Source organism: Saccharopolyspora tripterygii, assembly GCF_054778355.1.
In genome coordinates this window covers 348,800-365,580 of record NZ_BAAGZP010000008.1, presented here as the reverse complement: position 1 = coordinate 365,580, position 16,781 = coordinate 348,800, and the positions used below count along the sequence as shown (strand labels likewise).

The following is a 16,781-nucleotide window of genomic DNA, read 5'->3' as shown; positions in this document are numbered from 1 at the left end:
GAGTGCATTGCAAACAGCTCCCGGAGCTGTTTACCATGCACTCGCATCGTAACCTTCCGTGTTCAACGAAGGATCCGACCTGGGGGACGACATGACTCAGCTGCTCGCACCGCCATCGCGGTTGACCGCGATAGACCTGGTGAGAGGCGTGGCCATCCTAGGCACGCTCGGCACCAACATCTGGATCTTCACCACCCCGAACGGACCGGCCGACCTGCTCAGCGCCGCGAACCCCGACACGTTCTCCGGCGCCGTCGAGACGACGCTGCGCACGCTGGCCAACGGCAAGTTCCTGGCGCTGCTCACCCTGCTGTTCGGCGTCGGCCTCGAACTCCAGTACCGCTCGGCGCTGCGGCGCGGCGGGCGCTGGCCCGGCTGGTACCTGTGGCGCGCCGCACTGCTGTTCACCGAAGGACTCCTGCACTACCTGCTGATCTTCGAGTTCGACGTGCTGATGAGCTACGCGGTGACCTCGATGCTGGTGGCCTACCTGATCGGCCGCAGCGACCGGGCCACCGGATGGTGGATCGGCGTGATGGGCGCGCTGCACGTGGCGTTCATCGGCCTGGTCACGGCGGCGCTGCTCAGCGGCACGGCGTCCCTGGGCGGGCAGCCCACCGACCTCTACACCCACGGCAGCTGGCCCCAGCAGGTCGCGGCGCGACTGGCGGACTGGCCGACCTACCGGCTGGAGGCGATCTTCATCATCCCGATGTCGGTCGCGCTGTTCCTCATCGGCGCCCGGCTGCAGCGGGCGGGCGTGTTCGCCGCCGACGGCCAGCAACTCCGGAACCGGTTGATGATCGCCGGTTTCGGCCTCGGCGTGCCGCTGAACCTGCTCACGGCGTTCGCCGGACCGGGGTGGTACATGGTCGACCGGTACGTGCTGCCGCCGCTGGTCGCGCTCGGGCTGCTCGGGCTGATCCCGTCGGTCCTGCGCGGTGGCTCCGGGCTGCTCGGGCACGGCCTGACCTCGGTGGGGCGGACCGCGTTGTCCTGCTACGTCTTCCAGAACCTGCTGGCGTGCGCGCTCTGCTACGGCTGGGGGCTGGGCTTGGCCGCAGAGCTGGACTGGGCGCGGCCGTGGTGGACGATCGCGGCCTGGGCGGGGATCTGCGCGACGTTCATGACGCTGTCGACGTGGTGGCTGCGGCAACACCAGCGGGGTCCGCTGGAGGCCGTCTGGCACTGGGCCTACCAGCTGCCCCAGCGCTGACGGCCGTGTCAGGACGTCGCCGCGGCGGCGGTCTCGTCGGACTTCGCAGGCGTGTCCGGGGGTCGTCGAGCACCGGGTTTCGCGGCAACGGCGGCGATCAGGCCGATGAGCGAACCGAAGAGCAGGCCGAAGAGCACGTCGTGCGGGTAGTGCACGCCGATGAACACCCGCAGGAACGCCTCCAGCAGCGCCGCGACCGCGACCACCGCGATGCTCTTGCGCCACAGCACGGCCACGGTCACCGCGAACGCCGCCGCCGTGGCCGCGTGCCCGCTGGGCAGCGACCAGATGCCGACCTCGCTGCAGTGCTCGACCGTGCGCACCGGCAGCACGTTGCACGGGCGGGGCTGCTCGAAGATCCGCTTGACCAGACCGTTGAGCACCCAGGTCGACCCGCCCGAGAGCAGGATCGCCAGCATCGCGCGCCATCTCCGGTCGACCCGCCACCAGACGAACGCGGCGACCGGGATGAACGCGAGCAGCAGCAGGTCGGTGACGACCAGCGCACCGGCCTTCACCCAGGCCGGCGAGAGGTCGCCCCATCCGGCGATGATCCGGTAGAGATCGGCGCTGTAATCCACCACACCCACACTAACCGGACATCCGGAACCGGCCACCCACCCGCACGACGTCCCGGCCCCGCTGCCGGAGGAGTCGGTTGCCGCGCGGGGAATTCGGGTGTTGAGTGGGAGCGAATGATCTTCCAGGAGGGGTCTGCGATGCGTCCGATGATCGTCGGTGGTGCTGTGCTGGCAGCCGTTCTGGGGCTCGGCGCTCCGGCGCATGCCGGAGGCGCGCTGGACCCGCTGGTCGGATCGGCCGCGGACCGCGTCGTGCTGTCCGATCAGGTGGCGGCCGCCAAGTGGGAAGCGGACTCGCCGATCGAGGACCCGGAGCGCGAGCAGCAGGTGCTCGACGGGGTCGCCGCCGACGCGGCGGAGCTCGGGCTCGATCCCGAGGAGGCGAAGCGGGTCTTCCGCGACCAGATCGAGGCGAGCAAGCTCGTGCAGCGCGGACTGCACGCCCACTGGACCGCGCACCCCGACCAGCAGCCGACCGAACGCCCGGACCTCGGCGAGATCCGCCCAGAGCTGGACCGACTCGGCGACGAGATCCTCCTGGCGCTGCGCGACACCGATGAGCTGCGCGACGGGCCGTCCTGCCCCGGCGACCTGCTCGGCGCCTACGCGCACACCGCGTCCGGGCTCGACGTCCTGCACCAAGCCGGGCTCGGTCGCGCGATCCCGTCTATCTGCTCCTGACCCCGGCTCAGCCCAGCGCCTGGTAGGTCGTGGTCTCGAAGTCCTGGAAGTGCGGTGCGCCGCCGGTCAGCGCGCGCTGGGTGAGCAGGATCCCGATCAGGTCCTCGGCCGGTTCGGCGAACGCCGTGGTCCCGAACCCGCCTGCCCAGCTGAACTGCCCGACTCCGGGCATCCCGGTCCGCCGGATCACCACGCCCTGACCGAACGCCCATCCCATGTTGCCGGGCAGAGTTCCTGCGGCGGAAGGCTTCTGCGTCTCGACGAGGCGGTCGGTGGTGAGCAGCTCGACCGAGGCGCGGGACAAGATCCGGCTGCCCTCGTGCGTCCCGCCGGCCAGCAGCATCCGGTAGAAGGTCAGGAAATCGTCCGCTGTGGACAGCAATCCGCCGGCGCCCGAGCCGAAAGCCGGTCGTTCGGAGGGCGATACGGGGAACGGGAGGAGCACGCCGTCGTCGGGCATGTAGACGGAGGCGACGCGGTCCTCGGCGGAGGTGCAGAAGCCGGTCTCGCGCATCCCGAGCGGCTCGAAGATCCGCTCGCGCAGGAGGTCTCCGAGTTCGCGACCGGTCGCGCGGGCCATCAGCACCCCGAGCACGTCCGATCCGGTGTGGTAGAGCCACTGCTCGCCGGGCTGGTGCGCGAGCGGCAGCTCACCGAGCCGCCGCATCCACTCGTCGGGTGCGACGCCCGGGTCGACCGGTGACGGCGACAGGCCGGCTTCGTGCATCGCCTTCGCGATCGGCACGTCGTCGGGCACGGCACCGAGCCCGAAGGTGAAGGTCAGCAGGTCCCGCGCGGTGATCGGCCGCTCAGCGGGAACGGTGTCCGACAGCGGGGCGTCCGGGCTGATCAACACGCGGCGGTCGGCGAGTTCGGGCAGCAGCGGATCGACCGGGTCGTCCAGCCGCAGCACGCATTCCTCCACCAGCGTCATCACCGCGGCGGCGGTGATGGGCTTGGTCATCGAGGCGATCCGGAAGATCGTGTCGCGACGCATCGGCTCCCCGCCGATCGACAACGACCCGAACACGTCGATGTGCGTCTCACCGCCGCGGCTGACCGCGGTCACCGCCCCCGGCAGGGTGCCGTCGGCCACGTGGCCGCTCATCACCTCGCGCATCCGCGCGAGCCTGGCCTGATCGAATCCCACGTGGGTCACCTCCTCGTCCCGACTGTTCTGACTCCACGGCGCTCCGGAACTCATCGCCGCCGGAACGGACCGCCTGGAGGTGGTCCCAGAACGACTCAGGGGAGGGGAGACCGCCCACGTCGCGCACCGATCTCGTCATCCTATTCGAAACCCGAAGCGGCGCACCGGGATCTAGCCCCGGCGCGCCCGCCTCTCACCGGCTCCAGAGGTGCTGCGAGGCCAGCCGCGCGCCTTCGGCGAGAGCCGAGAGCTTCGCCCACTGGATCTCCTCGTGCACCCGCTTGATGAACGCGCCCTGCGCGAACCCGCAGTCGGTCCCGGCGAGCACGTTGTCGCGGCCGACGACGCCCGCCAGCCGCACCAGCCGCTGCGCGACCAGCTGCGGGTGCTCGACGACGTTGGTGTGGTGGGTGACTACGCCGGGGATGAGCTTCTTGCCGTCCGGCAGCTTCACGTCCTCCCACACCCGCCACTCGTGCTCGTGCCGCGGATTCGCCTGCTCCGTCGCATAGGAACCGGCGTTGACCTGCAGGATCAGGTCGATGACCTCGCGAAGCGGCGGGTCGAACGCGTGCGGACCGTGCCAGCTGCCGAAGCACACGTGGTACCGGACGCGCTCCTCCGGCAGCCCTTCCAGCGCGTGGTTGAGCGCCCGCACGCGCAGCTCCGCCCACCGCCGGTAGTCGTCGACGGAGCCGCCGCCGGCCAGGATCGTGTCGCACTCGTGCATCAGCACGGCGTCGTCGACCTGCAGCAGCAGTCCGCTGTCGACGATCGCCCGGTACTCCTGCTTGAGCACGTCGGCCAACGCGAACACGAACTCCTCTTCGGAGTCGTAGTGCTCGTTGGTCAGCCAGTAGGCGCTCGCCGGCGCGACCACCGGCAGGAACCCTTCGACGCCTTCGTGCTGCGCCACAGCGGTTTTCACGTTCGCGATGTCGCGGTCGATCGCCGTGCGGTCGTAGCGCAGCGGACCCGTGCAGTACCAGGCCGACGGCCGCTGGTCGGCGGCCTGGGCGTTGCTCCTGCGCGTGGCGGCCTCGTCCAGCGCGTCGAGCTCGGCGTAGGCGCCGGGGAACGACTGCCGGTCGCGGCTCGGCGGCAGCATGCTCGACCCGTCGAGCTCGATCGGCCGCGACTCCAGTCCGCTGACCCGTTCGTAGAGGTAGGTGATCCAGCTGGCCTTGCCCATCTCCCCGTCGTCGACCACGTCGACGCCGGCCTCGACCTGCTGCCGGACGACGTCGTCGACGGACCGGGCCAAGCAGGTCTGGTAGGCGTCTTCGTCCACGGCGGCACCACCGGCCTTCGCGGACAGGAACGACAGGAGCTCGGTAGGACGGATCAGGCTTCCGGTGTGCGTCGCAAGGATCCTGCTCACGGCTCTCCTCATGCCGACGACCTGAAGAACGCGGCCCACCGGCCGCACCCCGAACCCTTCTCCGCCCGGCACCCGCGGTCAACACCCGCACGCCCCGAACCCCCTGCCCCAACCGGGCCAGCACCTCAGAGCGGAAGCCCCACGAGCACCAGATCGCAGGTGGCCGACCGTTCCGGCATCACCGAGTTGTAGATGTCCACGGTCGCGGGAAGATCCGCGCGCGTGGCGAGCCTGTGCTGGTAGGTCATGACGACGTCCGCCCTTCGAGTCCGACCGGAAGCCCGCGCTGCCGCGCCGCACGGCGGAGCTAGCCAGGACGTGATCCCGGCGGTAGATGCCGCCACCACGAGCCACGAAGATCATCCGGACCTTGTAACCTGGGGCTCGCGGGGCGTTAGCTCAACTGGCAGAGCAGCGGACTTTTAATCCGCGGGTTCAGGGTTCGATCCCCTGGCGCCCCACCACAACCCCAGGTCACAGGCCTGGGGTTCTTCGTTTTCAAGGTCGGGACGTGGTTTCCCGGATGCGCGAACTCGCGGAGCAGCGCCGCGGGCCGACCTACCGCGTTCGTCCTGAACCGCACCACGCGTCGCCGCGGTTCTGCTCATCCCCGAAGCGGCGACGCCCTGGTAGGCCGGTTGGACTCGGACTGCAGTTCGTCGAGCCGTCCGTCCTTCCCTCATTGCGCAGTAGGGCTCTGGTCGTGTGCGTGGTGGGGGAAGTTTTCATGAAAACTTCCCCCACCACGCACACGACGTCACCACCACCCGCATGTCGCGAAAACCAGCTGGACGAAACGGTTGTCACCACTTCTGGTGTCGAGGACGCCCAGCGCGCATCTGCGCAACTTCGCACGTGGTTTCGGCGTGCTGTGCTTGAATCGTGGGACGAGTTCTCGCGAAGGAGGAGCATGAAGGACCAGCGTTGGTGGCGTTCTCCGATCGCGCGCCGGGTTTCCCTGGCCGGAGCGTTCGTGTTGTTGCTCCTCGCCACGTTGACCGCCCGCGCATCGGTCGTCGACAGCGTCACCGGGCAATTCCCGTTCGCCGGGCACTGGATCACCGCTGTCGTGCTCGGCGTGGTCGCGTTCGGGCTCGGGGCCTTCTACTTCGGCACCCGCGAGGACGACACCACCGAGTAGTCCGGCAGACCTCGCGAGCACCGATGCTCGGCGTTCCCTCGGGAATAGTGATCGGTGGCTGCCGGTTGGGTGCCGTGTGAGTTCTGCGTTGAAGTTCGGGCCGTATCGCGTGCGGCGTGTCGTCGAATGGGTCGGGCCGCTCGCGCCGGTGAGCCAGGTGCTGCCGGAGACGCCCGAGTCGTACTGGTCGGAGAACCGGGACTGGCTCGTCCCGTCCCACCTCGAAGGGGAGAGCTACCGGGCGGCGATCCAGACCTGGGTGATCGAGGGCGCCGGCGAGACGATCCTCGTGGACACGGGTGTGGGCAACGATCGCGATCGCCCGCAGATCCCGGTCTTCTCCCACCTGCAGACCGACTTCCTCAGCCGCCTCGACAGCGCGGGCATCGACCGCAACGCCGTCACCTGCGTCGTGAACACCCACATCCACTACGACCACGTCGGGTGGAACACCGCGCTGGTCGACGGCGAGTGGGTGCCGACCTTCCCGAACGCCCGGTACCTCGTACCCGCGCGCGACCGGGAGCACTTCCGCCCCGAGAACGCCGACCGGATGCGGGCGCCGACGACCGAGGACGAGCGGCGCCGGTTCGAAGGCAGCCGACTCGTGTACGCCGACAGCGTGATCCCCGTCGAGCAGGCCGGTCAGCTGGAGACCTGGGACGGCGAGCTGCGACTCACCCCCGAGCTCCGGCTCGAACTCGCGCCGGGGCACACACCCGGATCGTCCGTCCTCTGGCTCGAAGCAGGCGACGGTGCGGTCTTCGTCGGCGACCTGACGCACAGCCCCGTGCAGGTCCCGCGCACGGATGACGCCTGCGCCTTCGACCTCGACCGGGCCGAGGCGCGCCGGGCTCGTCACGACGTCCTCGGTCGAGCCGCTCGATCCGGGGCCACCGTCTTCCCCGCCCACTACGCGGGCCACGGCGCGATGACGATCAGCGGGCAGGACGACCGCGGACTGTCCATCGACGCCTGGGCACCGCTGCCCCGGATCTAACCGGCGGGACCCGCTGCCGGGTCGAGGACGCCCGTGAAGACCAGGACCAGGATCACCAGGCCGAGGATCACGCGGTAGATCACGAACGGCACGAAGGTGCCGCGCTTGATGTAGGCCATGAGCCAGGCGACGACCGCGTAGCCGACCACGAAGGACACCAGCGTCGCCACGAGCGTGGGTCCCCAGGCCGGGGCGTCGCCCGCGCCGATGTCGGTCAGCTTGTACAGCCCGGACCCGAACACGGCAGGTGCTGCCAGCAGGAACGAGTACTCGGCTGCGTCCGCGCGCCGGTAGCCCATGAGCAGGCCCGCCGTCGTCGTGCCGCCCGAGCGCGACACACCGGGGATCAGCGCGAGCGCCTGCGCGAGGCCGTAGGCGAGACCGTGCGGAACGTTCAGGTCGTCGAGGCCGCGTTCCTTCCTGCCGTACCGGTCGGCCCACCCGAGCAGCAGCCCGAAGCCGATCAGCACCAGGGCGGTGAGCCGGAGGTCGCGGAACGCGGAGTCGATCGCGTCCTCGAACAGGACGCCGAGCACGACCACGGGGATGGTCCCGACGATGATCAGCCAGCCCATCCTGGCGTCGGGATCGCGGCGGAGCTCGGGGCTGTAGAACGACCGGAACCAGTTCCGCAGGATCGAGCCGATCTTCTTCGCGAAGTACGCGAGGATCGCCAGCTCCGTCCCGATCTGGATCACCGCGGTGAACGCCGCGCCCGGGTCGTCCCACCCGGCGAACGCGGCCACGACGCGCACGTGCGCGCTGGAGGACACCGGCAGGAACTCCGTCAGCCCCTGCACCAACCCCAGCACGACCGCCTCGAACCAACCCACGGCAGACCCTTCCGTCAGGCGAAGCACCGTCCCCGCGATCAGGATGCCCACCCCGGCCTCGCACCCCCGCAGCGGGTGCGCCCACGAAGAACCCCAGGCCTCGGGAAGACCTGGGGTTCTACGTCTTGGCGGGTGTCGGTGCTACTCGGCGAGCTTGGTGATCGACTGCGCCCAGAGGAAGTACTTGTTCGTGCCGAGGTCGCGGACGGTCTTGATGCCGAAGGCGGACTTGAGCTGCTCCGCGTCGGATTCGCTGACGCCCTGCAGCGCTCCCACCGGTGCGTCTGCCAGTTCCGCCAAGCTCTTGCCCTCGTAGGCCTTGACCACCTTGCTAGCGAGGTCTCCCATGCGAGTCGCCCTCCAAAGTCTCGGTCCAGCGGACTGATTGCTAGGAGCGGCACGGACATCAGCAACCTGAAGGAGACCCTGCAGGCCGATCGAGTGTCACCCGGTTCGATGACGAACACCCCGGGCGACCACTCGATGTCGATCTAGACCCACGATCGGAGTCGGTTGGCCGGGGAGCGGCTTCCGGTCACTTCAGCGGGTTCCCCGCCCCGCACCGCCATGCGACTCCTCAGCAGCAGTGCTCGCCGCGCCACGCCTCGCGGCCCTCCTTGACCGCCAGCGCCGCGATCACCAGGGCAACGGCCGGATCCGCCCAGGACCAGCCGAAGAAGCTGTTGAGCAGCAGGCCCACCAGCAGCACGCCGGAGAGGTAGGTGCACAGCAAGGTCTGCTGGGAATCCGCCACAGCACTGGCCGACCCGAGTTCGCGCCCGGCGCGGCGCTGCGCGTAGGAGAGGCCGGGCATGATCGCGAGGGACAGCGCCGCGAGCACGATGCCGACGGAGGAGTGCTCGGCGGATTCAGCGCCGGTGAGCGAACGGATCGAGTCGAACGTGACGTAAGCGGCCAGCGCGAAGAACGAGACCGCGATCACCTTCAGCGCAACGCGCTCGCGCGACTCCGGATCCCTGCCGGAGAACTGCCACGCCACTGCCGCAGCGGAGGCCACCTCGATCGCCGAATCCAGGCCGAAGCCGATCAACGCGGCCGAAGAGGCGTGCGTTCCCGCGCTGATCGCCACGATCGCTTCGATCACGTTGTAGGTGATCGTGGCGGCCACCAGCAGCCGAACCCGACGGGCCAGCACGGCACGTCGCTCCGCGCTGAGAGACGCGGCCGAGCCCGCGCAGCCGCACGAGTCGCCGCAACCGAGGTCCGGAGGCGTGACGCCCCGGTCCTGCGGTCCCGCGCTCACGAGGCACCCGCCTCGCCGACCGGGCTCCCGGCACGCGCACCCCGCCCGTCGGCGCACTCCGGCCCGGGATCAACCGCGAGCACGACCTTGAGCAGTTCGTCGAGAGCGTGCGCCAGGTGCGGGTCGGCCAGCTCGTAGCGGACCTGCCTGCCCGCGTAGGTGGCCACGACCAGCCCGCACCCGCGCAGGCAGGACAGGTGGTTCGACGCGTTCGACCGCGTCAAGCCCAGGTCCTCGGCGATCCGGGCCGGGAATCCGGGACCGTCCAGCAGCGAGATCAGGATGCGGCGGCGCGTCGGATCGGCCAGCGCCCGCCCCAGCCGGGCCAGCGCCGACTCCCGCGTCTCACACGACAGCATGCGCGGAACTGTACAGCGCCGACTGAACAGTTGGCGAGACGTCGCCCCGGAACGAGCGCGACGGGAGCGGTCAGCGCTTGATCAGGTAGCGGAGGAGGAGCGTGTCGTCCTGGAGCAGCACCGAGTCGAGGGCCAGCGCTGCCGGGTCGATGCCCGTGCCCGTGGCGATCCGCCCCGCCGCTCCGGAGACCAGCAGCGGCGAGAGCGTCAGGCGGAGTTCGTCGACCGCGCCCGCCTCGATCAGAGCGCCGAACAGGTGCGGCCCACCGTCGCAGTGGATCCGGCGGAGACCCCGATCGGCCAGGGCCGCCGTCGCCGCCGCGAGGTCCACTTCGGACTCCCCGGCGACCAGCACCTCGGCGCCGGCCGCTCGCCACTGCTCCTGCAGGTCGAGAGGCGCTGCGCCGCTGGTGATCACGATCGTCGGGACCTTGGTGTCGGTGATGACCGGCGCGTCCGGCGACAGCGTCCGGCCGGAGGTCACGACCGCGATGCGAGTGATCGGGTCGAGCCCGTGGCGCTCGCGGAACGCGATCTCGTCCTCGTCGGGGTCGAAACCTCGGAACTCCTCGACGATGGCGGTGTTCGCGCCGACGAGGATGACGTCCGACAACCGGCTGCCCAGCGGGTACACCTCGCGGTCGGCCGCGTTCGTCAAACCGCTGGAGCGGCCGGCGATCTCGACCGCGCCGTCGGCGCTCGACACGAAGTTCACGGCGAGCCAAGGGGACTCGCCGTCCGGGTAGCCGTAGAGGCGTTCGAGCTCCGGGCGGTCGACGATCCCCGCTTCGTCCGCGGGCCACAAGCGGTGCATCAGTCCAGGTACCTCTCCACGCGCGCGGGCGCTCGTCGGCCCTCGATGGTCGCGACCATCTCCAGGGTGTGGCGGGTTTCGCGGACCTGGTGGGCCCGGAACATGACCGCGCCCTGCTGGGCTGCCAGCGCGGTCGCGGCGAGCGTGCCGGTCACGCGGTCGTCCAGCTCCACGGCCAGCGACTCGCCCACCACGTTCTTGTTGCTCATCGCCATGAGCACCGGCCAGCCGGTGCCCACCAGCTCCGGCAGCCTGCGGAGGATCTCCAGGGACTGGTAGGTGTTCTTGCCGAAGTCGATCGCCGGGTCGATCAGCACGCCCTCGCGCGGAACACCGAGCGACACCGCCCGCTCGGCGAGCTTCGTGGTCTGGTCGATGACGTCGGCGACTACGTCCTCGTAGTGCGGGCGCGACGGGTCCGTTCGCGGTTCCAGCCCACCGGTGTGCGAGCAGACGTAGCCGGCGCCGTACTGCGCGGCCACGTCGAGCATCTCCGGGTCGGCGCCCTGCCAGGTGTCGTTGAGCAGATCCGCCCCGGCCTGGCACACCCGGTCGGCGACCTCGTGCCGGTAGGTGTCGATGCTGATGATCAGGTCGGGGAACTCCGCGCGCGCCCACTCCAGGGTCGGCAGCACCCGGCGGATCTCCTCCTCGACCGTCACCTCAGGGCCCGGGCTCGCCGGGATTCCGCCGATGTCCAGAACATCAGCGCCCTCGGCGACCGCGTTCGAGATCGCCGTGCGCGCCCGGCCTTCCTCGAAGGTCGCGCCGTGGTCGTAGAACGAATCCGGCGTGCGGTTGACGATCGCCATGATCAGCGCCCGGTCGCTGACCACCGCACGACCTCGAAAGGCCAACTCAGGCATCCGGCCCCCTAACTGGGAAAACTCCGCGAGGTTGCCGAGCCTACCGAACCGAATCGGCCCGATCTGAGCCGATGACGGTGCGCGCACGGCGTCGGTTCTGCTTCGATCAGGTGCATGACCGAGGTGAAGGTGACGGTCCTCGCCGAGCCCGGCGCCGCCGAGCCGCCCGCGGTGTTCGTCCACGGGGTGCTCGCCTGGGGCGACGACGACCTCTACGGCTTCGGCCACCAGCGGGCGCTCGCCGCGCACCGCCGGATCCTGCTGCTGGACCGGCGCGGCCACGGCGGCAGCCCGGACCTCGACGGCCCGCACCGGACCGACTACGAGGTCGACGCCGCCGATGTCGTCTCCCTGCTGGGCGACGGCGCGCACCTGGTCGGGCACTCCTACGGCGGTGTGGCCGCGCTGCTGGCCGCTGCCCAGCGCCCCGACCTCGTCCGGTCGCTGTGCCTCATCCAGCCGGGATCGCTGCGGGTCGCCGAGGAGCACCCGGTGATCGCGGAATGCCTCGCCCGCAGCCGCGCCGCCACCGGAACGCTGCCCGCGGAGATGAGCGCGGAGGAGTACCTGACGCTCGCCACCGGCAGCGTCGGCATGCCGGCGCCGACCGCGACGCCCGAGCGCCTTCGCGTCGCCCGCACGAGCATGGGCGAACGACCCTGCTGGGACGCCGCCGTCGAGCTCGGCCCGATCGCCGAGGCCGACTGGCCCTCGCTCGTGGTCGTCGGCGACTGGGCGAACGCACCGGAGGCCTACCGGCGACTCGCGGGCGAACCGCTCACCATCGCCGCCCAGGTCCTCGCCGAGCGCATCGGCGCGGATCTGCTGACGGTCCCCGGCTTCTACCCGCACGTCCAGGAACCGGACGAGGTCAACCGCGCGCTGCTGGACCTCTGGTCCCGCACCGCTCGATGAGCCCTCAATCGCGAGAAGTCAAGTGCGCCAAGACCATCCCCGCGCTTCCGGACGCCCAGTCGGTCCAGGTCAGGCCGTCCGGCCAGGCGTCGCAGCTGGCCGCCCGGTGCACGCAGGAGCCGATGATGGTGCGGGCGGCGAAGCGCACGGCCGCGCGCGGTTCCGGCCGGGCGACCTCTCCCAGGTGCGGTTCGACCGCGTCGAGCAGGGCGCGCTGAACGGCGTCGAGCGCCTGCAACCCGCGCTCGGCCCCTCCCGCCGACTGGACGCTGAGCAGGTCGGGGAAGGTCCGGGTATGACCGGAGAAGGCCCCTGCCATCGCGGTGGTGAAGGCGCCGATCGCGCCCCGGAGTCCCGGATCCGCTGACCGGAGCGCCTGCGCCACACCGGTTTCCAGCTGTTCGAGGAGCTGGTCCTTCACGGCTTCCAGGAGCTGCTCCTTGCCGCTGAAGCGGCGGTAGATGGCTCCCACCGACATCCCCGACCGCTCGGCGACGGCCGCGACCGTGAAGTCCTCGATGCCGCCGACGCTCAGCACCTGCTCGGCCGAGGTCAGCACCTTCTGCAAGGTCTCTCGGCTGCGGGCCTGCTGCGGCGGCCGGAAGTGCGGGGCGCTCATCGCCATGACGCTACCGCCCGCCTTCCCGTCGACAATATGAGAATGATAATTTCCATTCTCATCTGGGAGAGCGAGGCCATGTCGTGGTGAACATCGAGGTGCGCGACGCCTACGTCGATTTCCCGATCTTCGACGCGAAGACGCGCTCGCTGAAGAAGAAGGTCTTCGGGAAGGTCGGCGGCAAGATCGGAACCGGCGCGAAGGTGCCCGTCATCGAGGCGCTGCGCGGCGTCACGCTCTCGCTGCACGACGGCGATCGCGTCGCGCTCGTCGGGCACAACGGGGCCGGCAAATCGACGCTGCTGCGACTGCTGTCCGGCATCTACGAACCCACCCGCGGAACCGCGCGGGTCCAGGGCAAGGTCGCGCCGGTCTTCGACCTCGGCGTCGGGATGGACCCCGAGGTCTCGGGCCACGAGAACATCGTCATCCGAGGCCTGTTCCTGGGGATGACCCGCAAGCAGATGCAGGCGCGCGCCGACGACATCGCCGACTTCACCGAGCTGGGCGACTACCTGCACATGCCGCTGCGGACCTACTCCGCGGGCATGCGCGTGCGGCTGGCCCTCGGGGTGGTCACCACGATCGACCCGGAGATCCTGATCCTCGACGAGGGGCTGGGCGCCGTCGACGCGGCCTTCATCGCGAAAGCCCGGCAGCGCGTGGTGGACCTGGTCGAGCGCTCCGGGATGCTGGTGTTCGCCTCGCACTCCGACGAACTCCTCCTCGAGCTGTGCACGACGGCGATCTGGATGGACGAAGGTGCGATCCGGATGACCGGCGACGTGCGCGACGTCCTCGCCGCCTACAAGGGACACCCGATCACCCGGCCCGCGCCTGGGAACGCGACGCATCCCCAGATGCCTCTCAGGCACCGCGGCGCCGTCCCCCGAGGGGATTTCTGAAATCCGCACCGCGTCGACCACGGGAAGACCCCGTCTAGGCTGGGGACGTGATGGAGATCTGGGTCAATCCGCAGTGCTCGAAGTGCCGTTCCGCCGTCGGCGAGCTCGACGCCGTCGGGGCCGGGTACACCGTGCGGCGCTACCTGGAGGACCCTCCGTCCGTCGCCGAGCTCGAAGCCGTGCTGGAGCGGCTGGGACTGGAGCCCTGGGACATCGCGCGCACCGGTGAGGCCGTCGCCAACGAGCTCGGACTCCCCGATCTGCCGAAGGATTCCGAGCACCGGGCCGACTGGCTGCGGTTGATGAGCGAGAACCCGAAGCTGATCCAGCGGCCGATCATCACCGCGTCCGAGGGCACGACCGTCGTCGGCCGGGACGCGGAATCGGTGAGCCGCGTGATCGACGCCGAGCAGAACGCCTGACCGGACAGGTCAGTCGCGGCGGCTCAGGCGTTCGCCGACGCGGATGATGCGCTCGCCGACGTTCTCGGCGAGGCCGCTGGTGGCGCCGGCGACCTTCTCCGCCGCCGACCGGCTCGCGGCGGCGGCCTTGATCGCGGCGTCCTCGGTGAACTCGACCGCCACCGCGCCCGCGTGATCCGTCCAGCCCGCGGCTCGCCCGGAGAAGCGCGCGACGTGCTCCGACGCGTCGTCGCGGACCTGCTCGTAGAACTTCGCCGTCTGCGCGACCGTGCTGTCGACCAGCTTCGAGAACGCCTCGGGGACCGGCATCGCGACCTCCTCCGGGGGCAACCTGTTACTTCGAGTAACAGGTTAGGGGAGGTCGCGGCTCATCCGCAACGCTCCGGTGGACCGATGGGCCATTCGGATGAGCGAGATGACCCGCCCGGGCGATCTCCGAGCGCAGCCGATCCACTGTGGACGAGAGGCTCCCGGGGGTGACGAAAACCTCCCTGCGGCCTGCTTGATCGTGTCGAGCTGCGACCCGCTTCCGCCTCGAGCGGAAGGGGAACTTCCGCGTGGCCCCTGCGATGCTGGACCGCAACCTCGGGCACATAGGATCAAATTCCCAGGGAAGGGATTGCCCGCGCAGCCGGTGAACAGGCACGGCCCTGAACCGTTCGCGCGGGCAGAAACGGCGCCGATCCGTCGGCAACCACTAAGGACGGATACTCATGCTTCAGCAGCGGACGCGACTGCTCGGTTCGATCCTGAGCCTGTGCACCGCCGGCGCCTTGGTCGCCGGTTGCGGCGGGGGCGACTCGGCCGAGCACGCGCAGCACGAGAACGCCCCGCAGGCGCCCGCCCAGGGTCAGTCCGCTGCGGGCAAGCAGACCTCCGGTTCGTTCGAGAACTTCTCGCCGACCGCCAAGGCCATCACCTACAAGCCGGACCAGGTGCCGGTCGGTGGGCAGATCAACGTGGCCTCCTCCAGCGCGGACGGCAAGAACAAGGTGACCGTCGAGGTCAAGGGCCTGCAGCCGAACCGCGCCTACGGCGGTCACGTGCACGTCAAGCCCTGCGGCCCGACCGGCGAGGACGCCGGGTCGCACTACCAGGAGAAGGCCGACCCGGTGAAGCCGTCGGTCGACCCGGCCTTCGCCAACCCGCAGAACGAGGTCTGGCTGGACTTCCACACCGACGCCCAGGGCAACGCCGCCACCACCGCCGAGGGCACCTGGGCCCTGGCCACGCGCGAGGACGCCCAGTCCGTGGTCATCCACGAGACCCACACCCACACCGAGGCGGGCAAGGCGGGCACCGCCGGCGGACGCCTGGCCTGCATCACCGCGGACTTCTGAGTCGCACGGGTGGGGGTGGGGAGGTTTTCATGAAAACTTCCCCACCCCCACGTACGTCCCTCCTCGTCTCCGTCACACCACGCACGTCGCGCAGGTCACCGGTGATCGAGGTCGGGCGTCAGGGACAATGGGCACGATGACCGCTCTGGACCTGCCCGCCGCGACGGGCGCCAAGACGCTGCGGATCGGGCCCCACGAGGTCGATCCGCCGGTGGTGCTCGCGCCCATGGCCGGCATCACCAACGTCGCGTTCCGGCGGCTGTGCCGGGAGTACGGCGCCGGGCTCTACGTGTGCGAGATGATCACCAGCCGGGCGCTGGTCGAGCGGCACCCGAAGACGCTGGAGATGATCACCTTCGACGCGGACGAGCACCCGCGCTCGATGCAGCTCTACGGCGTCGATCCGGTGACCATGGGCCAGGCCGTGCGCATGATCGTCGACGAGGACCTCGCCGACCACGTCGACATGAACTTCGGCTGCCCGGTGCCCAAGGTGACGCGCAAGGGCGGCGGATCGGCGCTGCCCTACAAGCGGCGGCTGTTCGCCGACATCGTGCGCGCCGCCGTCGAGGCCGCCGAGCCGGCCGGCGTGCCGGTCACCGTGAAGTTCCGCATCGGCATCGACGACGAGCACATCACCTACCTCGACGCCGGACGCCTCGCCGAGGAGAACGGCGCCGCAGCGGTCGCGCTGCACGGCAGGACGGCCTCGCAGCGCTACTCCGGAACCGCCGACTGGTCGGCGATCCGGACGCTCAAGGAGCACGTCACCTCCATCCCGGTGCTCGGCAACGGCGACATCTTCAGCGCCGACGACGCGCTGCGGATGGTCGCCGAAACCGGTTGCGACGGAGTGGTCGTCGGTCGCGGCTGCCTCGGACGGCCCTGGCTCTTCCGCGACCTGCAGGCCGCGTTCACCGGGCAGCCCGTTCCGGAAGGCCCTGACCTGGGCGAGGTCTCGCGAGTCCTGCGGCGGCACGCCGAACTGCTCGCCGACCACATGGGTGAGGAGAAGGGCCTTCGGGACCTGCGCAAGCACATGTCGCAGTACCTGCGGGGATTCCCGGTCGGTTCCGACCTGCGGCAGGGCTTCGGACTCGTCTCCAGCCTCGCGCAGCTCGACGACCTGCTGGCCCAGCTCGACCCGGAGGTGCCGTTCCCGGTCGACGCCGAAGGCCCGCGCGGACGGCAGGGATCAGCGGGCAAGGTCGTGCTGCCGGAAGGCTGGCTCGACGACCCCGACGACGCCACCGTGCCCGCCGGTGCGGAGATCGACTCCAGCGGCGGCTGACCC

Annotated in this window: 21 protein-coding genes and 1 tRNA gene; 10 read left to right on the top strand and 12 right to left on the bottom strand. The window is 70.2% G+C overall.

Annotated features, from left to right (window positions below; all coding sequences use genetic code 11):
- Positions 1 to 91 precede the first annotated feature (91 nt).
- A complete protein-coding gene (locus ACYVF3_RS07170; RefSeq protein ID WP_461153823.1) occupies positions 92 to 1,216 on the top strand; it encodes a DUF418 domain-containing protein in 1,125 nt (374 codons plus the stop codon).
- Between the two features lie 8 nt (positions 1,217 to 1,224).
- Here ACYVF3_RS07170 and ACYVF3_RS07165 read toward each other — a convergent pair whose 3' ends face one another.
- The gene (locus tag ACYVF3_RS07165; RefSeq protein WP_461153395.1) at positions 1,225 to 1,797 is read right to left on the bottom strand and encodes a phosphatase PAP2 family protein; all 573 of its coding nucleotides are present in this window, start codon (positions 1,795 to 1,797) and stop codon (positions 1,225 to 1,227) included.
- A gap of 138 nt (positions 1,798 to 1,935) precedes the next feature.
- On the opposite strand from ACYVF3_RS07165, the gene ACYVF3_RS07160 reads away from it, so the two are divergent.
- Positions 1,936 to 2,478 (top strand): chorismate mutase, encoded by a 543-nt coding sequence (locus ACYVF3_RS07160; protein ID WP_461153394.1) that lies wholly within the window; start codon positions 1,936 to 1,938, stop codon positions 2,476 to 2,478.
- Between the two features lie 7 nt (positions 2,479 to 2,485).
- Here the strand turns inward: ACYVF3_RS07160 and ACYVF3_RS07155 are convergent, their stop codons facing one another.
- The 3 genes from ACYVF3_RS07155 to ACYVF3_RS07145 all read right to left on the bottom strand — a co-directional run bounded on the left by ACYVF3_RS07155 (position 2,486) and on the right by ACYVF3_RS07145 (position 5,257).
- Positions 2,486 to 3,628, bottom strand: a complete 1,143-nt coding sequence (locus tag ACYVF3_RS07155; protein WP_461153393.1) for a serine hydrolase domain-containing protein — start codon at positions 3,626 to 3,628, stop codon at positions 2,486 to 2,488.
- 193 nt (positions 3,629 to 3,821) lie between these two features.
- The gene (locus ACYVF3_RS07150) at positions 3,822 to 5,009 is read right to left on the bottom strand and encodes a cobalamin-independent methionine synthase II family protein (RefSeq protein WP_461153392.1); all 1,188 of its coding nucleotides are present in this window, start codon (positions 5,007 to 5,009) and stop codon (positions 3,822 to 3,824) included.
- A gap of 125 nt (positions 5,010 to 5,134) precedes the next feature.
- Positions 5,135 to 5,257 carry a hypothetical protein gene (locus ACYVF3_RS07145; protein WP_461153391.1) on the bottom strand — a complete coding sequence of 41 codons (123 nt, stop codon included), beginning with the start codon at positions 5,255 to 5,257 and terminating at the stop codon, positions 5,135 to 5,137.
- A 140-nt stretch (positions 5,258 to 5,397) separates the two neighbouring features.
- On the opposite strand from ACYVF3_RS07145, the gene ACYVF3_RS07140 reads away from it, so the two are divergent.
- The 3 genes from ACYVF3_RS07140 (at position 5,398) to ACYVF3_RS07130 (ending at position 7,150) form a co-directional block, all read left to right on the top strand.
- Positions 5,398 to 5,473, top strand: a tRNA-Lys gene (locus ACYVF3_RS07140).
- A gap of 446 nt (positions 5,474 to 5,919) precedes the next feature.
- Positions 5,920 to 6,150, top strand: a complete 231-nt coding sequence (locus ACYVF3_RS07135; RefSeq protein ID WP_461153390.1) for a hypothetical protein — start codon at positions 5,920 to 5,922, stop codon at positions 6,148 to 6,150.
- A 76-nt stretch (positions 6,151 to 6,226) separates the two neighbouring features.
- Positions 6,227 to 7,150 carry an MBL fold metallo-hydrolase gene (locus ACYVF3_RS07130; RefSeq protein ID WP_461153389.1) on the top strand — a complete coding sequence of 308 codons (924 nt, stop codon included), beginning with the start codon at positions 6,227 to 6,229 and terminating at the stop codon, positions 7,148 to 7,150.
- Here ACYVF3_RS07130 and ACYVF3_RS07125 read toward each other — a convergent pair.
- The 6 genes from ACYVF3_RS07125 to folP form a co-directional block, all read right to left on the bottom strand.
- A complete protein-coding gene (locus ACYVF3_RS07125) occupies positions 7,147 to 7,983 on the bottom strand; it encodes an undecaprenyl-diphosphate phosphatase (protein WP_461153388.1) in 837 nt (278 codons plus the stop codon). The genes ACYVF3_RS07130 and ACYVF3_RS07125 overlap by 4 nt on opposite strands.
- Positions 7,984 to 8,124: 141 nt before the next feature.
- Positions 8,125 to 8,331, bottom strand: a complete 207-nt coding sequence (locus ACYVF3_RS07120; protein WP_461153387.1) for a hypothetical protein — start codon at positions 8,329 to 8,331, stop codon at positions 8,125 to 8,127.
- Positions 8,332 to 8,560: 229 nt separating this feature from the next.
- On the bottom strand, positions 8,561 to 9,247 hold the full coding sequence (locus ACYVF3_RS07115; RefSeq protein WP_461153386.1) for a cation transporter: 687 nt from the start codon (positions 9,245 to 9,247) through the stop codon (positions 8,561 to 8,563).
- Positions 9,244 to 9,606, bottom strand: coding sequence for a Cd(II)/Pb(II)-sensing metalloregulatory transcriptional regulator CmtR (gene cmtR, locus ACYVF3_RS07110; RefSeq protein ID WP_461153385.1), 363 nt, complete (start codon positions 9,604 to 9,606; stop codon positions 9,244 to 9,246). Before cmtR ends, ACYVF3_RS07115 begins: the two co-directional genes overlap by 4 nt.
- A 70-nt stretch (positions 9,607 to 9,676) precedes the next feature.
- Positions 9,677 to 10,420, bottom strand: coding sequence for a dihydrofolate reductase family protein (locus ACYVF3_RS07105; RefSeq protein WP_461153384.1), 744 nt, complete (start codon positions 10,418 to 10,420; stop codon positions 9,677 to 9,679).
- Positions 10,420 to 11,286, bottom strand: a complete 867-nt coding sequence (gene folP / locus ACYVF3_RS07100; protein ID WP_461153383.1) for a dihydropteroate synthase — start codon at positions 11,284 to 11,286, stop codon at positions 10,420 to 10,422. The genes ACYVF3_RS07105 and folP overlap by 1 nt, the downstream gene beginning before the upstream one ends.
- A 114-nt stretch (positions 11,287 to 11,400) precedes the next feature.
- Here folP and ACYVF3_RS07095 point away from each other — a divergent pair, with 114 nt between their 5' ends.
- Positions 11,401 to 12,201 carry an alpha/beta fold hydrolase gene (locus tag ACYVF3_RS07095; protein WP_461153382.1) on the top strand — a complete coding sequence of 267 codons (801 nt, stop codon included), beginning with the start codon at positions 11,401 to 11,403 and terminating at the stop codon, positions 12,199 to 12,201.
- A gap of 4 nt (positions 12,202 to 12,205) precedes the next feature.
- Here ACYVF3_RS07095 and ACYVF3_RS07090 read toward each other — a convergent pair whose 3' ends face one another.
- Positions 12,206 to 12,820, bottom strand: coding sequence for a TetR/AcrR family transcriptional regulator (locus ACYVF3_RS07090; protein WP_461153381.1), 615 nt, complete (start codon positions 12,818 to 12,820; stop codon positions 12,206 to 12,208).
- Between the two features lie 83 nt (positions 12,821 to 12,903).
- Between ACYVF3_RS07090 and wzt the strand changes: the two genes are divergently transcribed.
- Both wzt and ACYVF3_RS07080 read left to right on the top strand, forming a co-directional pair.
- The gene (wzt, locus tag ACYVF3_RS07085) at positions 12,904 to 13,725 is read left to right on the top strand and encodes a galactan export ABC transporter ATP-binding subunit Wzt/RfbE (RefSeq protein WP_461153380.1); all 822 of its coding nucleotides are present in this window, start codon (positions 12,904 to 12,906) and stop codon (positions 13,723 to 13,725) included.
- A gap of 50 nt (positions 13,726 to 13,775) precedes the next feature.
- Positions 13,776 to 14,147, top strand: a complete 372-nt coding sequence (locus ACYVF3_RS07080) for an ArsC/Spx/MgsR family protein (RefSeq protein ID WP_461153822.1) — start codon at positions 13,776 to 13,778, stop codon at positions 14,145 to 14,147.
- Between the two features lie 9 nt (positions 14,148 to 14,156).
- On the opposite strand, the gene ACYVF3_RS07075 is transcribed toward ACYVF3_RS07080, so the two are convergent.
- Positions 14,157 to 14,456 (bottom strand): hypothetical protein, encoded by a 300-nt coding sequence (locus tag ACYVF3_RS07075; RefSeq protein ID WP_461153379.1) that lies wholly within the window; start codon positions 14,454 to 14,456, stop codon positions 14,157 to 14,159.
- Between the two features lie 404 nt (positions 14,457 to 14,860).
- Between ACYVF3_RS07075 and ACYVF3_RS07070 the strand changes: the two genes are divergently transcribed.
- Both ACYVF3_RS07070 and dusB read left to right on the top strand, forming a co-directional pair.
- Positions 14,861 to 15,487 (top strand): superoxide dismutase family protein, encoded by a 627-nt coding sequence (locus tag ACYVF3_RS07070; protein ID WP_461153378.1) that lies wholly within the window; start codon positions 14,861 to 14,863, stop codon positions 15,485 to 15,487.
- A gap of 136 nt (positions 15,488 to 15,623) precedes the next feature.
- Complete coding sequence (dusB, locus tag ACYVF3_RS07065; protein ID WP_461153377.1) at positions 15,624 to 16,778, top strand: tRNA dihydrouridine synthase DusB; 1,155 nt, start codon at positions 15,624 to 15,626, stop codon at positions 16,776 to 16,778.
- Positions 16,779 to 16,781 lie beyond the last annotated feature (3 nt).